The 14,269-nt window shown below is 39.6% G+C and carries 16 protein-coding genes; 3 read left to right on the top strand and 13 right to left on the bottom strand.

All coding sequences use genetic code 11. The features are described 5' to 3' along the window. Nucleotides 1-23 precede the first annotated feature (23 nt). Both B1C82_RS14090 and B1C82_RS14085 read right to left on the bottom strand, forming a co-directional pair. On the bottom strand, nucleotides 24-1,028 hold the full coding sequence (locus tag B1C82_RS14090) for a hypothetical protein (protein WP_086448159.1): 1,005 nt from the start codon (nucleotides 1,026-1,028) through the stop codon (nucleotides 24-26). 110 nt (nucleotides 1,029-1,138) lie between these two features. Further along, nucleotides 1,139-1,435, bottom strand: coding sequence for a helix-turn-helix transcriptional regulator (locus B1C82_RS14085; RefSeq protein ID WP_086448158.1), 297 nt, complete (start codon nucleotides 1,433-1,435; stop codon nucleotides 1,139-1,141). A 199-nt stretch (nucleotides 1,436-1,634) separates the two neighbouring features. On the opposite strand from B1C82_RS14085, the gene B1C82_RS14080 reads away from it, so the two are divergent. Next, on the top strand, nucleotides 1,635-2,330 hold the full coding sequence (locus tag B1C82_RS14080; RefSeq protein WP_086448157.1) for a DJ-1/PfpI family protein: 696 nt from the start codon (nucleotides 1,635-1,637) through the stop codon (nucleotides 2,328-2,330). Between the two features lie 223 nt (nucleotides 2,331-2,553). Here B1C82_RS14080 and B1C82_RS14075 read toward each other — a convergent pair whose 3' ends face one another. The 5 genes from B1C82_RS14075 to B1C82_RS14055 all read right to left on the bottom strand — a co-directional run bounded on the left by B1C82_RS14075 (nucleotide 2,554) and on the right by B1C82_RS14055 (nucleotide 6,787). After that, entirely contained in the window at nucleotides 2,554-3,189 is a 636-nt protein-coding gene (locus B1C82_RS14075) for a peroxiredoxin (RefSeq protein WP_086448156.1), read from the bottom strand. A 189-nt stretch (nucleotides 3,190-3,378) separates the two neighbouring features. Next, nucleotides 3,379-3,924 (bottom strand): NADPH-dependent FMN reductase, encoded by a 546-nt coding sequence (locus B1C82_RS14070; RefSeq protein ID WP_086448155.1) that lies wholly within the window; start codon nucleotides 3,922-3,924, stop codon nucleotides 3,379-3,381. Between the two features lie 55 nt (nucleotides 3,925-3,979). Beyond that, entirely contained in the window at nucleotides 3,980-4,681 is a 702-nt protein-coding gene (locus tag B1C82_RS14065) for an HAD-IA family hydrolase (protein WP_086448154.1), read from the bottom strand. Nucleotides 4,682-4,765: 84 nt separating this feature from the next. Next, complete coding sequence (locus B1C82_RS14060; protein WP_086448153.1) at nucleotides 4,766-5,515, bottom strand: type 1 glutamine amidotransferase domain-containing protein; 750 nt, start codon at nucleotides 5,513-5,515, stop codon at nucleotides 4,766-4,768. Continuing rightward, the gene (locus B1C82_RS14055) at nucleotides 5,516-6,787 is read right to left on the bottom strand and encodes a serine hydrolase domain-containing protein (protein WP_086448152.1); all 1,272 of its coding nucleotides are present in this window, start codon (nucleotides 6,785-6,787) and stop codon (nucleotides 5,516-5,518) included. Nucleotides 6,788-6,985: 198 nt separating this feature from the next. Between B1C82_RS14055 and B1C82_RS14050 the strand changes: the two genes are divergently transcribed. Next, nucleotides 6,986-7,462: an LIC_10730 family protein gene (locus tag B1C82_RS14050; RefSeq protein WP_086448151.1), complete on the top strand. Its 477-nt coding sequence runs from the start codon at nucleotides 6,986-6,988 to the stop codon at nucleotides 7,460-7,462. A gap of 69 nt (nucleotides 7,463-7,531) precedes the next feature. Then, nucleotides 7,532-7,864, top strand: a complete 333-nt coding sequence (cutA, locus tag B1C82_RS14045; RefSeq protein WP_008593982.1) for a divalent-cation tolerance protein CutA — start codon at nucleotides 7,532-7,534, stop codon at nucleotides 7,862-7,864. A 23-nt stretch (nucleotides 7,865-7,887) separates the two neighbouring features. On the opposite strand, the gene B1C82_RS14040 is transcribed toward cutA, so the two are convergent. The 6 genes from B1C82_RS14040 to B1C82_RS14015 form a co-directional block, all read right to left on the bottom strand. After that, complete coding sequence (locus tag B1C82_RS14040; RefSeq protein WP_086448150.1) at nucleotides 7,888-8,496, bottom strand: rhomboid family intramembrane serine protease; 609 nt, start codon at nucleotides 8,494-8,496, stop codon at nucleotides 7,888-7,890. Beyond that, the gene (gene uvrB, locus B1C82_RS14035; protein ID WP_086448149.1) at nucleotides 8,493-10,490 is read right to left on the bottom strand and encodes an excinuclease ABC subunit UvrB; all 1,998 of its coding nucleotides are present in this window, start codon (nucleotides 10,488-10,490) and stop codon (nucleotides 8,493-8,495) included. Before uvrB ends, B1C82_RS14040 begins: the two co-directional genes overlap by 4 nt. 59 nt (nucleotides 10,491-10,549) lie before the next feature. Next, entirely contained in the window at nucleotides 10,550-11,215 is a 666-nt protein-coding gene (locus tag B1C82_RS14030; protein WP_086448611.1) for an ATP-binding protein, read from the bottom strand. Between the two features lie 73 nt (nucleotides 11,216-11,288). Continuing rightward, entirely contained in the window at nucleotides 11,289-11,750 is a 462-nt protein-coding gene (locus tag B1C82_RS14025) for a tRNA (cytidine(34)-2'-O)-methyltransferase (protein WP_086448148.1), read from the bottom strand. Then, the gene (locus tag B1C82_RS14020) at nucleotides 11,751-12,902 is read right to left on the bottom strand and encodes a S1 RNA-binding domain-containing protein (RefSeq protein WP_086448147.1); all 1,152 of its coding nucleotides are present in this window, start codon (nucleotides 12,900-12,902) and stop codon (nucleotides 11,751-11,753) included. It lies immediately after the preceding gene. Further along, nucleotides 12,899-14,254 (bottom strand): amidohydrolase family protein, encoded by a 1,356-nt coding sequence (locus tag B1C82_RS14015; protein WP_086448146.1) that lies wholly within the window; start codon nucleotides 14,252-14,254, stop codon nucleotides 12,899-12,901. The genes B1C82_RS14020 and B1C82_RS14015 overlap by 4 nt, the downstream gene beginning before the upstream one ends. Between the last annotated feature and the right edge of the window lie 15 nt (nucleotides 14,255-14,269).

The raw sequence follows: 14,269 nt of genomic DNA, 5'->3' as shown, positions 1-14,269 counted from the left end.
GAAATATTTTATTAATAAAAAATTTATTCAATAGGAGGAGAATCAGGCATGGAGATGAGGATACGTCCGTCTTCCTCCATCTTTACATTGGAGAGAGACAAAGCTTTTTTGAATTCAGAAAAACAGAACTCGAACAGAGAGGATTCTTCCCTATCTTGAAGTAAGACCCTTCCCTGGTAAACTTGAATCCCTCCGAAGAGTAATTTTCCACCAGTTACATAAATATAATTTTTGGAATTTGTCTTAGGAGAAGGGACCTCCTGTTCTGCAAAGAACTCAATACCTAATGCATTTTCGTCCAACTTGAGACTTTCAATTTTACCTTCCACTTCCGGAGCAGGGAAAACAGAAAAAGGTTCAAAGAATACCTTGTTTCCTGAAATGAATAGGCCTCTCCCCTTAGGAAAACGGACCAAGTCCTCAATGGAAACGCCTACGGTATTTAAAAGTTCTTTTGTATAAGGATTTAATAATGCTTGAACGGATTCATTCTCAACCAAGATCCTGTCGGATTCCGAATCGATCTTGACTGTAGCGATCCCATCAAAGGATACCCAAACTACCAATTTGACCTCTCCTGAAATCTTTAGTTTCCAAACACCATTATGAAAAATAGGACGAAGTTTGATTTTACGAAGAGTTGATTCCGGGAAAGCGAATAATCTTCCGTTAATCAGCTTCTCAAGACTCTCGAAAGATATACGAATATTCCCTTTTAATATTTTGAGAGTAAAAAGTTCGGGTCGATCAAAAGGTAGAATTTCTCCATTCTTTGGAATTGCTTCCAAAGAAAGACGATCCGCCTCTACGAAAATGTCTTTCTGCCAATAAAACCGAACGTTTTTGAGAATTAGTCGAGGTCTTGCAAAATAATGAGAATCTGAAACGATCTCTTTTTCAGGACCAATGTCTGAAAAAGACATATCCATATTCTCTAAGCCAAGCCTTCCGGCCCAAAAAGAAAGAAATGCAGTTAAAATCAGGATGACCCAGTAAACCCAGGGACGTTCAATTCGATTCGGTTTCATTTAGCTTTTTGCCCAAAGGCAATTGGAATTTTTTAGTAGAACTGTTGTTCTTGGCTATTCTTTTCTAAGAAAGATATTTGGTTGGGGGCCCAACAGATCGAAAAGAAATATTATTTGGACTTTCTTTTGGTAGAACTTGCCGCTTTAAGAGACTTTTTCTTGGATCTAAGTTCCGATTTATCATCAAACTTAAAAAAGAATTCCACAGGCTTTTTATAAAGTTTTGCCAGGTTCCAGAATTCTATGACATCTATCCTTCTGTCTCCAGCCTCTACTTTTGAAATAAAAGATTGAGGCGCTTTAAGAGCCTTGGCAACGTCGACTTGGGTTAAGCCTGCTTCTTCCCGAGCTTTCTTTAGCAATTTTTGAAAAACCTTATATTCTTCGGTGTAGATTGTTTTAGCCAAGCAAGCTCAATTCTACTTCCCATTTCAGAATATACCAAATCAGGATATTAAGAAGAAGTTTTTATGAAATTCTCAGATATTTATTAATGAGTTTACCTTCTTCTATTCTTTTGGATTCCCATAGAAAGCATTTCATTTCTCAAAAATTTTTGCCTCGAATTCGACTTGAAGACATTCCTGAGTCGTATCCCATATCGCTATGCAAGAACCGTTCAATATTGGATTACTTATCTTTCCGGATTTAACTCCTCTGGATTTTGTAGGTCCTTACGAAGTATTTTCCAGAATGAAAAATTCCAAAGTTTACGTAATTGCCGAAACAAAAGATGCAATCCCTTCTGAAAGAGGACTTTTCATTCTCCCGGATAAAAGTTTGGATGAAAACGTAGATTTGCATTTGGTCTTAGTTCCGGGTGGACTCGGCGTGAATCGACTCATGGAAAATGAGAAGGTTTTGAACTGGTTAAGAGAAAAATCAAAAACTTGCAGATATATTAGTTCTGTATGCACCGGCTCCTTAGTTTTAGCCGCCGCAGGTTTATTGAATGGATATAAAGCTACTACACATTGGCTCTCCTTAGATGTTCTAAAACTTTTTCCGGAAATAGATGTGAAAGAAGATCGGGTTATTATTGATAGAGATCGAATTACCGGAGGAGGTGTCACTGCTGGAATCGATTTTGCACTTCGGGTAGTAGCAGAGATCCAAGGCCAAAAGGCTGCCGAAGAAATCCAACTTATGATAGAATACAATCCGGAACCTCCTTTTTTAAGCGGGCATCCTAAAACAGCTAATCCAAATCTGGTTTCGGAAACCAGGGTCTCTAAGAAAAAGGGCCAAGATCTTAGAAAAGAAATCGCGGCACGATCAATCGAAAGACTTTCCAAATCCTAAAATTCTTCAAACATAGGCCTTGCCATAATTATACTCCTCAAGGAGAAGGTTGCAATTCAAAACTCCCCCGTTATGAGGTTCAGGTCTGGAATATTGATTTCCGCGCGTACTTTTTATTCTAAGATTTAATTCCTGAATCAATATTCCAAAATAACTTTATAAATATAGAATATAACAAAAAAGGAGCCCGAAGACTCCTTTCTAAAATAGGCATGTGTCTTATTTACTTATTCGGCTGCGGAGTATATCTCAAATAAGGTTTAATCTTCTTAAAACCTTTTGGAAATTTTTTCTCAGCATCTTCATCGGAAACAGAAGGAACTATGATTACATCCTCTCCATGTTTCCAATTTGCAGGAGTCGCAACACTGTAATTCGCAGTCAACTGGAGAGAATCAATGACTCTTAACAGTTCATCAAAGTTCCTTCCAGTAGATGCAGGATAAGTCAAAGTAAGTTTCACTTTTTTATCCGGACCGATCACAAATACCGAACGAACTGTTGTGGTCTCGCTCGCATTAGGATGGATCATATCATAAAGACCGGAGACTTTTTTGTCCGCATCCGCAATGATCGGATAGTTTACGGTAGTGTTTTGAGTTTCGTTGATATCCCCAATCCAACCCTTATGAGAGTCTACCGGATCAACAGATAATGCGAGGACCTTAACATTTCTCTTTTCAAACTCAGGCTTAATTTTCGCAACATAACCAAGTTCTGTAGTGCAAACGGGAGTATAATCTTTTGGGTGAGAGAATAAGATTCCCCAACCTTCTCCCAAATATTTATGAAATTCTATCGGGCCTTCGGAAGTTTCTGCCTGAAAATCCGGGGCCACATCGCCTAATCTAAGTGCCATAATCAATACTCCTGGTCTTAGTTATGATCGATATCCCAGGATATTGCAAGAAATTTATTCGCTATAGCAGATTATTTATTCGAAATACAAGATTTTGGATAATAAAACAGAATTCAGGAGGTTTTCTTCTATATTCTAATGATTTTACATCCTTTTAGGGATATTTACAACGGTCCGGTTCTTAGGGAACTACGAAAGTTTAGAATCTTGGATCAAACGCTCCAAACTTTCTAAACAAGTTTTGAGATCCTTCTCTGTTTGCTCATCCATGATATTTCCTTCTGGATCCACCTTCTTATTGACCGAAGGAATACTTAGAACACAGTCATCGTTTATTTTAACTGTAAGTACATTCAATAAATGTAAAAAAGCTTCCTGTGCTTTAGAAGCTCCTCCATAACCTGGAGAAGCGTTAATCAACCCGACGGGCTTTCCATAAAGTTCCGCACTGGAGACGATCCAATCCAGCGCATTCTTCAAAACACCCGGAATTGCAAATGCATATTCTGGACTCGAAAAAAGAATAGCGTCTGCCTCTTTCAACTCCCTTCTCCATTCAGCAACTTCTTTAGGAGGCGAATCTGTATCTAGGTCAGGATTAAAATGAGGGATCCGATCCAAAGGATCCGCGAGTGTAATTTGCAAAGAATCATTTGCGATCCTTTTGGCTGCGAGTAATAAGGCTGTATTGGAAGAACCTTTTCTTAAACTTCCGGAGACTGCGAGTACTTTCATTTTTGTATTCGATTAGACTTGTTTGGAGGAAGAAAAGAATTCGAAAGAGAATAAACTACCCTTTTTTTAGTATAGAGGTTAACTCGCCCAGATCGCGAATATCTCCTTCTACATGTTTATGAAATGCAGTCCATCCTCTGGACCTGGTAGGCACAATATCCAACTCCACCTTATCTCCGCAGTAGATCAGTTTATCAGGAGAAAGTCCCACAATCTTCTCCGCTTCTTGAAAAATTAAGGGAGAAGGTTTTTCGTATCCGAATTCTGCAGAAACAATTACTGGATAAAAATAATCCAGTACACCAACGCTGGACAAGAGTTGTTTGAGTCGATGATCCCAATTAGAAATGATCCCTAAACCTGAACCTCTTTGTTTTGCAAATTCAACTAGCTCATAAAAGCCTGGATCTATTTCCCAGACGGAAGGTTCATCAAAACGTTTGAATATAGATTGAAAAATAGGGTCTGGTTCTAGATCTGAGCCTATTTCTTTTAGGAAGAAACCAAGCAATTCTCTCCACCAGCCTTCGCTTCCATCCGTATGAGCATGGAATTTATCTCTGAAGTCAGGAAGTGGATGACGCGTCATGTGGGCATAAGCCTTTCGAAAGGCTCTTTCCATATATCCGTTCGGATGTTTGGAGCCGTCTAAACCGAATTCCTTTAGAACTTCAAAATACACTTCCCCCGCGGGTTTTTTCATTGTTAGGAGAGTATCTCCCACATCTAGGAAAATATAATGTTCTTTTGAACTCATTTCGTTCTTAGTAGAGAGTTCAAGATCCGAACCCTCTGTAGTCAGTGTGCATAGATTATATTAGAGGAAAATCAAAAACTAGAACTATCCGAAGAATTCGGGAAGTTCTTTGGCAAACTTATGTGCATCTCCAGGCCATCTTGCAGAAAGATAAGACTTATCTAAAACGCTGAACCCTGGTTTAGTATTAGCGAAACTATCTCTTCCAATAGGCATTGGACCTTCTTGAAAGTCTGTGCTGGATTCTAAAAAGGAAATTACTTCGTCTTGTAATGGTGTAGGATAAGTTCTATAATAATCCCCAAGCCAAGCTCTAGTTAAATTCCATGCCAGAAGTTCCTGAGATTTCAAAAGTCCTGTGGTTTTTAGTCCATATAAGCTGGACTTTTTTGTTTTAGGGTTTTTGGATCTTGCGGCGAGAAGCACCCCATGACAAATCGCTGCAACAGGCTTTCCTTCCGCAAAAGTATTCCCAACCAACTTTTGTAAAGGTTCAGATTCTAGATAAACTCTCATTCCTTTTGCATGTCCTCCCGGAAGAAGCAGAACGTCAAAAGAATCTAATTTGACAGACTCGTATTTTTTCGGGCTTAGAAACTCATTCGATTTTTCTAATTCTCTATACAAAAGAACATCATCATTCTTCGCTCTTAAAACTGGAGATAAAATTCCTAAACCTTTACCGGTCACCATTCTAAAATCAGCCTCTCCGGAGCTTCCAGTTGGGGTAGTAAATATGATCTTATATCCGTTTTCTTTTAAAACCTTCCAAGGGACGGATACTTCTGTTGGGTCGAAATCGATTTGAGGGATTGGGATTAGAACGGTCTTCATTTAAGGATGATTTTGTTTCATCCCTGGTTCCGCTGCAATCCTTGTTTCATCCGCTCCTTCTTTAAGCTTAGGATCCAAAGAAGTTCTGGCAGATATTTTCAGCTCTCTAAGTAACGCTTCTTCCCTGTCAGGAGAAGGGATTTTATCGGTGGATATTAAAGAAGCTTTAATCGCATCCAGCACAGAACTTAAAACTAAATCAGGTGCCTTATCCCAGATAGCGCTAGTCATCACTATAACAATCTTACGATGAGGGATCACATAGATAAATTGGCCACCCTTCCCGTTTGCCATGAAGCTAGGCTTTCCTTCAAATTCATGGATCCAAAACTGGAGCCCGTACCTTTTCTCAATCCCCGGTTCTAAGGTCATTGCAATCCACTCAGGTTTTAGGATCTGGCGGCCCTGCCATTTTCCTCCGTCAAGATACAGTTGTCCTAACTTTGCCATATCGATTGGTCTCAGGCGAAGTCCGAAACCAGCTGTCTGTCTTCCGGATTTAGATGTATTCCATTCTTCTCCTTTAAAACCTAACCAAGAGAATGCAGTGTTCTTGGAATATTCATATAATGTCTTACCAGTCTTGGCTTCCAGATAACCTGCGACCAATTGAGTATCTCCATTAGAATATTCGAATTTAGTTCCAGGCGCCGAAGATACTGCAGGAATCCAAGCAATCGCAAGCGGGTCGGCGTCTGTTCTGATATCTTCTTTTTTAGGAAATGAGTCCCAACCCATTCCGGAACTCATACGTAATGCGTCCTTGAGTCGGATAGATTCCTTTCCTTTTAACTCGGAAGGAAGAAGGCCAGGCAATCCCGACTCAGCAGAAGAAAGACTATCTTCTAAATCCACTCCACAATCATTCGTATAACAAATCCCTAACAACATGGAGACCACTGACTTGGTCACAGAATACATATTATGATTATGATTTCTTGAGATACCACCGGCATACCTTTCAAATACTAGGTTGCCTTCTTTCAGGATGAGAAGAGAACGGACTTCTGTTTTTTCTTTTCTAAACTTTTTGGAAAGTTCTACCAAGGGCCTTGAATCCAGTCCCAATTCTTCCGGAAATTCCACTCGGAAACCTTCAACAGGGTTTCTATCTAAGGTTTCGTCTTGTTCCCAGGCGAGTCCGGATGGGAGTTTAACCCAGCCCCAGTCGAGTGCGCTACAATTAGAGATAAAAAGGATAGCTAAAGAGAAGAGAAAGAAACGTTTTACTGATGTACTTGTAAAAAAACTACTCACTAAAAGACCCCCCATTCAATTTCTTAGGTCTTAAGTACTGCTTAGACAGACTCTATTGTAGGTTATCCTACATTCAATACTATTGAGACCCTGTTTGGAAATTTTTTTCCATTCGTTTTCTATGTAAAAGAGTGCAAAAATTATGTATTTATTTGTTAAGGGACGAAAATATTTAAAGAATCCTAATCCCAAAGGTTTATTTTTAAAAGCCTGATGAAAATTAAATTCGCACTATTATTATTCTTCTTTATTCTAAACTGCTTTTTCGCAGTCGATTGGAGTTCCGACGAATCAGGCAAGATTAAAGGAAAAGGCTCCATCGAGGATTTTCCAGAAGCAGAAAATGCCAATCTGAGCAAACAGGAACTTTCCAAAAGAGGTAAAAAAGGCGAATTCAAAACCAGAGAAGAACAAGAACTTTTCGATATGATGATCTCAGCAGGTTCTGATCAAATTACTGCTCGGAACTGCGCCGCCAAATACGGGAACTGCAAGAGCCAATGTTGGACCCAATATCCAATCCCTAAGGTAGAAACTGTTTTTACCGCAATTACTGTGGATCGCAAACGAGAAAATTGTATAGGAAGATGTAGTAATCTTTGTGATGATTATATTCCTTCTTCATCCAGAGGTTCCATGCCGAATTCAGGCAAAGGGAATTATTCCGATCCGAACGCTCCCAGATACTGATCCGATCTCTCCAAAGAAAGACTGGACAAAGAATGAATACTTCTTATCCTCCTTTTTCTCGGAGGAATCATGTCTTCATCGCAAGAAATCTTAGTCTTCACTACTTTAGCAGATCGCGACTTAGCGGAAGAGTATATTGCAGAAATGCTCCAGTTAGGTATAATCGTAAGCGGCACAATCTTTCCGGAAGTGGCTCTTTTATACCAATGGGAAGGAAAGCTTACAATCGATTCGGAAAACAAAATTCTTCTAAAAGCAAAAGCAGATAAGTATGCCGCAATCGAAGAATATATTATGAAAAAACATCCTTATCTCGCGCCTGAGATCATCAAAATGGATGTTAGCTTTGGGTCTGATAAATTTAAGGCTTTTATAAAGGATAAAATCGCGAAAGGAGGTTAATCCTTTCGCATTTTAGAAAAATATTATATAAATCCGCCAAACACGTATTTAACAAATGCAATCAATGAACTCGGTTGCACTAATATTGCTACTGCGAGTCCAGTCAGCGCTCCATAAAGATGTGCATCGTGATTAATCCCATCTTGTCTGTTCTTAGAAGCATAGTAAGAATACCCTAAATATAAGATCGCATATAGAGGTCCCGGGATTGGGATCGGTATAAAGAAAAAGAAAATTTTAGAGTACGGATAGAATAAAATAGAAGCGAAAACGATCCCGGAAGTTCCTCCAGACGCGCCTAGGCTTGCGTAATTTGCATCTGATTTGTTTTTCTGGAAAGAGACCAGATTTGCGATCAAGATACTCGCTAAGTACAGACCCATAAATCCTACGGGTCCAAGTACCATATCCACATGCCTTCCGAAAAAGTAAAGTGTCAGCATATTAAAGAGTAGATGAGTGAAATCTGCATGAACAAATCCACTGGTGGCTAAGGTATAATAATTCCCTTCTTTAGAATCTCTGAAAGGTCTCAGCAGGAGTTTGTCTAAAAGATTCTGGTCTACATATAATGTATAAAGACTTATTCCTCCTGTGATAATTATAGTAATGATTGTGATGTCTAAGCTCATTTTCCCTCTGTAGGATTCACTTTGATGGTAAGCATTTTGTCTCTGAGTAAAGCCGCTCTTTCGAAATCGAGTTCCTTGGCTGCTTTTAACATTTCTTCTCTGATCTTCTCTTTCATTTCCTCTTTAGAAGAGAAGTTTTTCTCTCTGAACTTTTTATTGATCTCTTCGGCCGCATATTCTTCCGGAGCCAGTTCTTTTTCTGTCCTTTCGATCATATCGGCAATTTCCTTTTTGATCGTTTGAGGAGAGATTCTGTATTTCAGGTTATGTTCTTCCTGGATAGTTCTTCTTCTTTTGGTTTCTTCTATGGCTTTGGTCATAGAATCTGTCATCTTATCCGCGTACAACACGGCAGTTCCGTTGATATTCCTAGCTGCTCTACCGATGGTCTGTATTAAAGATTTATAATTTCTTAAAAAACCTTCTTTGTCTGCATCTAAAATTGCAACAAGAGAGACCTCAGGGATATCTAAACCTTCTCGTAATAGGTTGATCCCTATTAGGACATCATAAATTCCCTTTCTAAGATCTCGGATAATCTCAATCCTTTCCAATGTTTCTATCTCAGAGTGTAGATAAGAAACTTTAAGTCCTAATTCTTTATAATAATCCGAGAGATCTTCCGCCATCTTCTTGGTCAATGTTGTGACGAGAACCCTTTCTCCTAGATCTATTCTTTTTCGGATCTCAACGAGAAGATCCTCTACCTGATTTTTAGTAGGTCGAACTTCTACATTCGGATCTAAAAGTCCTGTAGGACGGATAATTTGTTCTACTCTTGTTTTACTCTTTTCTAATTCGTACTCAGCAGGTGTTGCAGATACATACAATGTTTTAGGAGTTAAAGTTTCAAATTCCGTAAAGTTCAAAGGTCTGTTATCTAGGGCAGAAGGTAATCTGAATCCAAAATCTACTAAAGTTTGTTTACGAGCTTTATCACCCGCGAACATTCCCCCTACTTGAGGAATTGTTACGTGAGACTCGTCCACTATGAGTAAAAAATCTCCGCGGAAATAATCTATCAGACAGGCAGGTCTTTCTCCTTCTTTTCTTCCTGTAAGATGACGGGAATAGTTTTCGATCCCGTTACAGTATCCCATCTCTTGGAGCATTTCCATATCGTAATTCGTGCGAGATACGATACGCTGTGCTTCTAAAAATTTATTCTCTTTTGTGAACTTGATCTCTTGTTCCGCCATCTCATCTTTAATTCTTTTGACAGCGTCCTTTATCAATGGAGGCGACATGATGAAGTGTTTTGCAGGATAGATAAAACATTTTTCCTGCTTAGCGATAACTTGAGCCGTAACTGGATGGATCCTGGAAATTGAATCCACTTCGTCCCCGAAAAATTCGATTCGAAAAGCGTCGGTATGATAAGCAGGATAAACTTCGATAGAATCACCCCTCACCCTGAAATTTCCACGAGAGAAATCCGTATCATTACGATTATATTGTATATGAAGAAGTTTGCGAATGACCTGATCTCTATCTATAATATCTCCTTTTTGTAATGCGACAACTGAATTCACATACTCTTCTGGAGATCCTAAACCATAAATACAAGAGACTGAGCTTACAATGACCACATCATCCCTTTCCAATAAAGAAGAAGTAGCTCTTAGCCTGAGTTTGTCTATCTCCTCATTCATCGACATATCTTTTTCTATAAATGTATCTGAAGAAGGTACGTAAGCCTCTGGTTGGTAGTAATCATAATAGGAAACGAAGTACTCCACAGCATTTTCAGGGAAAAACTCCTTAAATTCTCTGAATAACTGAGCCGCTAAAGTTTTGTTATGCGAGAGGACCAAGGTAGGAAGTCCCATATTTGCGATCACCTGTGCCATGGTGAATGTTTTGCCGGAGCCAGTCACTCCCACTAGGGTAACCTTATCTTCTCCCCTTTGAAATGCTTGGCCTATTTTTTCTATAGCCTGGACTTGGTCCCCGGCTGCTTTGTAGTTGGAATGAATTTTAAAAATCGAAGACATACTCTTAGAAAGAAAGACCCGAAAACCGAAAAAGTGTAAAACTTAAAAAACTGAGGAATTTACTTCGGAAGGATTTTTTCGGCCATAAACAAGGCCTGTCTTTTATCCTCTAAGATTTCCAGATCCATTTTATCGAATAATTTTTGCATAACCATCATCCCTCTCATGAGAGTGGCTGTGGAAGAAAATTTTCCTCTTTCTATATCTTCTTCGATATTCAATTCTCTCAGGTTGTTCACCAGTCGGATCTTAAAAATTCCACTTTTTTCGATTGTATAAGCTACTTCTACATTTCCACCGTCACCGTATTTGACTGCATTTTCGACTGCCTCGATGGATCCAATTGTGAGGTCAACGATCATGTCTTCGTCAATTCCGTTGGCTCTTAGGAAAGATTCCATTCTACTTCTTACATATTGCATTGGTTGAAATTCGGTGCGGCCGAGTAGAAGGTATTCTTCGTTTTTGGAAGTTTTTTTACGGAGAGAAGATTCTATAGATAGAGTATATTCTCTAGGATCTAATTTACTTTTTGCTGCTTCTCCGGATGTAACAAGCTCGTCTAGAACTTTTGGAACCCAGTCAGGTGAGAAAGAAGGCTCTTCTCTGAATTTACGAAGAGTGTCCATACGGATCCACGCATGGAAATCCTGGGAATTACCTGTTAAACCGTTTGCTAGGAGTTCCCTAATGCGGGCTTCTATCTCTCCTAGGGAAAAGGACATTCCCATATTTTTCCATAGGACTGGTTTTTTCGAGGGGTGTAAATCCGATTTTTTCCGGAAGACAGTTTCCGATTCACCAACGACGAATTTGGCGCAATGCCTCGTATGCAATTACCGCGACTGCGTTACTCAAATTTAAACATCTACAATCTTCTTCCATTGGAATTCTAAGAATTCCATTTGGGATCTCGGATTGAAAAATTTCCTGAGGCAATCCGGATGTTTCATTTCCGAACAAAAATACGTCATTCTCCCCGTACTGTGGAGTTGTATAAGAAGTAATACCCTTAGTGGATATTAAATATAATTTGGAATCAGCGTCTAAGGATTTTGAGAAGGCCTCCCAACTTGAATGGAGAGTCAATTTTAGTTTATCCCAATAATCTAATCCAGCTCTTCTTGCCGCTTTTTCAGACAACTCGAAGGAAGGTTCTCCTACAATATGCAACTCTGCTCCTAAAGCGACGCAGAGTCGGGCGATATTTCCCGTATTGGGAGGTATCTCCGGTCGATACAATGCGATCCGGAGAGCCATTTATCCTTTTTTCTGTCCCTTGTTTAAGGATTTTGCAAGAATCGCACCGAAAGATCCTGTGGAAGAAGTTTCCTCAGAGAGATATCCGCTATAATCCAGTCTTTCCTGAACTTCTTTTGCTTTCACGAGAGAAAGTGAGATTTGTCTTTTACCTATATTCACTTCTGTTACAAATGCGGAAACCGAATCTCCCATCTTGAAATGTTGAGCTGCAGGTGTACGATTTTGTAATCCAGTTTCTCTATTGGGAACTAGTCCGGAAAATTGTTCATTCAATTTTACGAATACTCCAAAAGGTTTTACACTTTCTACAGTTCCTGTGACCAAATCACCTTCTTTGAAAGGAACATTTTGAGCCCAAGGATCTTTTAGAAAATCTTTAACAGTAAAGCTGTGTTTTCCTTCTTCCCAATCTAATTTTAAAACTTTTGCTCTCAGAACTTGTCCAGGATGGAAATCTTTCGCAAGATCTGCTCCTTTTTTGAAAGTTGCCTCCGAAGCAGGAACAAGTGCGGTAAGTCCGTCCGCTTCTACAATCAAACCGAAAGTATGAACTGATTTAACCTTGCATGTTACAAACATTCCAGGCTTCAATTCTCCTTTCAGAACTGAAATTTTAGCCTCTCTTTCTTTATCTGCGATCTTCTTTTGGGAAACGATGATCTTTCCCTTACTTCCAACTTCTGAAATGAGGAAACGGACCCTTTTTCCTACGCCATTATTCTGTTTTTTCAGTTCCGGATCTAATTGAGAAAATGGACAGAAACCTGTTTGTTCGCCTAACTTAACCTCTACGCCAGCATCATTTTCCCCAGTGATATGACCCAAAACTGGAATTTCAGCTGTATGAGCGATAGATACCATGTCTTTGGAGATTGTGTCCCCGTTCAAACAAGTGGTGAAGTATTGGTCCCCGGAAGATTCCTGCAAAAAATAAGCCTCAATGGTTTCTCCCTGTTTTGGCGGAGCTTCCGTAAACTCATCTGCAGCGATAATCCCAGAAAGACCCGCTCCTTGTATCTTTATAAAAACATAATCCGATTTAGAACTAGTGACTAACGCAGAAACTTTTGCTCCGGGCTCTAAAGCCGCTTTTTTTCTGAAACTTTCGTCCAGTAATTTTTGAAAGAGTTCTTTTTGATTTTCGTTCATCGTCTCCGCCTTTCGGTTTTCTTTTTTTCAGGAGAAGAGATCTCGGTTTTCACTCTCTCCGTTACGACCGTTCTTAATGTTTTTAGTTTATCCCAATTTTGGAGAGGGTCTTCTCTAAAAATCAAAAGATGTGCCGGTTTTCCTACTCGGATCTTTCCCTCATGAGCCGCCCCCAAGTATTGGCAGGTGGTTTCAGTTGCCGCTCTCAATGCTTCTTTGGGCCCCAGAAGTTCAGATAAAATTCTAAGTTCCTTCCAGCCGGAAATTCCAGGGAACTGTAATTGGTGACCCGCACCCGAACCGAGTAAGATCCTTAAGGACAGATTCTTGCGGGCCCTCAAGAAAGCAAGATAGGATTCGTATTCTTTCTCTGCTTCTTCCCTTTCCGATTCAGAAAGTCCGGGCATACTAGCTATCACTTCTTTAGACAGTGCTCTTTCTTTGAAAGTCGGACTCCACCCAGTCCATTTTTCCCATTCTTCTAAAAAGGAAGAAGTTCCAATTCCCTTTCTAGTAAAATAGATCCCGAAGAGTGGAGCCCAAATCTGTTTCACTAAATTATGAGCTACGGGACGAATGGACGAAGTTTCCGGAATAGGATGATATAATACTTTCGTTTCGGAAGACAATGCTTCCCAGTTTGCAAATTCTTCCCCGAAAGTGGAGACTGATAATTCTAATCCGTTCATCTCCGCTTCACTTCTCATTCGATAGAGAAGTTTCCCATCTACTTCGAAAGTTTCTCCTTCATTATGCCTTAAGAATAAATGGATCTTTCCTCGTTTGCCTGATATAGAAGACATCGCTTCTTCAGGTGATTTTAGGATTTTATAACCCGAAACTTTGGATGCAGAAATTTCTTTGGACTCTGCAAGCAAAACAGGCGGGAGGACTGAAATCCGCGGATACTGAGAATTCTTTTTCCTGATCTCAGAAAGTTCAAAAGCCCAAGGAGGATCTGCAATACTCTGGATATAGGTGAATCCATGTAGCAGAAATTGTTTCAGATCGGATTCCAATTCGGAACGTTCCTTCCAGCCTCCTAGAGAGTTTGCCCCCAAGGTTACATGAGAATCACAAAATCCAGGTAAAATGAACAGAGGTTCCTTTGACGGAGAAGAAGAAGATATTTTTTCCACCAAACCATCTTTCACTTGGATCTGAACAGGGCCGGAATATTCCAAAGTTTCCGGTTGGATAATATAAGCCCCGCTCCAAGACCAGGAATCAGCGTGAATATTCCCTGAAAATAGAAGGCTCCCTAAAACATAGAGGAAGAATTTTGGCAAAATTCGGACCGAATTAGAACGGACCTTTTTTAAAGCTATTAGAATGAGTCTCTTGACAAACAAATCGAGTTCCGAAAA

The organism is Leptospira venezuelensis, assembly GCF_002150035.1.
Taxonomy (GTDB): Bacteria; Spirochaetota; Leptospiria; order Leptospirales; family Leptospiraceae; genus Leptospira_B; species Leptospira_B venezuelensis.
The sequence above is the reverse complement of the archived record's forward strand: the minus strand, read 5'-3'. Positions and strand labels throughout refer to the sequence as shown.